The following is a 512-nucleotide window of genomic DNA, read 5'->3' as shown; positions in this document are numbered from 1 at the left end:
GACTCCAGCGGCAGGAGATTCACCACCGGCTTGCCGCGGGCGTTGCGGCTGCCGTGGGGCAGCTCGTAGACCCGCAGGCGGTAGACCTTGCCGCGGCTGGAGAAGCACAGCAGGTGATCGTGGGTGTTGGCGACGAACAGCTGGTCGATGAAGTCCTCGTCCTTCATGCGCGTCGCCGACTTGCCCTTGCCGCCGCGGCGCTGGGCCTGGTAGCTGTCCAGCGGCTGGCTCTTGGCGTAGCCGTTGTGCGAGAGCGTGACGACCACGTCCTCCGGCGGGATCAGGTCCTCGGTGGTGAGGTCGAGCTCGTCGTGGAGGATCTCGGTGCGGCGCTCGTCGCCGAAGCGCTCGCGCAGCGAGACCAGCTCCTCGCGGATCTCGCGCATGAGCCGGTCACCGCTGGCGAGGATGTCGAGCAGGTCCTCGATGGTGGCAAGCAGCTCGCGGTACTCGTCCAGGATCTTGTCCTGCTCCAGCCCGGTGAGGCGGTGCAGGCGCAGGTCCAGGATCGC

1 protein-coding gene is annotated in these 512 nt (G+C 68.2%); it reads right to left on the bottom strand.

Annotated features, from left to right (window positions below; genetic code table 11):
- A partial coding sequence (locus G7A99_RS24635; protein WP_305792383.1) for a DNA gyrase C-terminal beta-propeller domain-containing protein occupies positions 1 to 512 on the bottom strand: 512 nt, incomplete at both ends.

The organism is Arhodomonas sp. KWT, from assembly GCF_010993615.1.
This window is presented reverse-complemented; position numbering and strand designations above follow the sequence as displayed.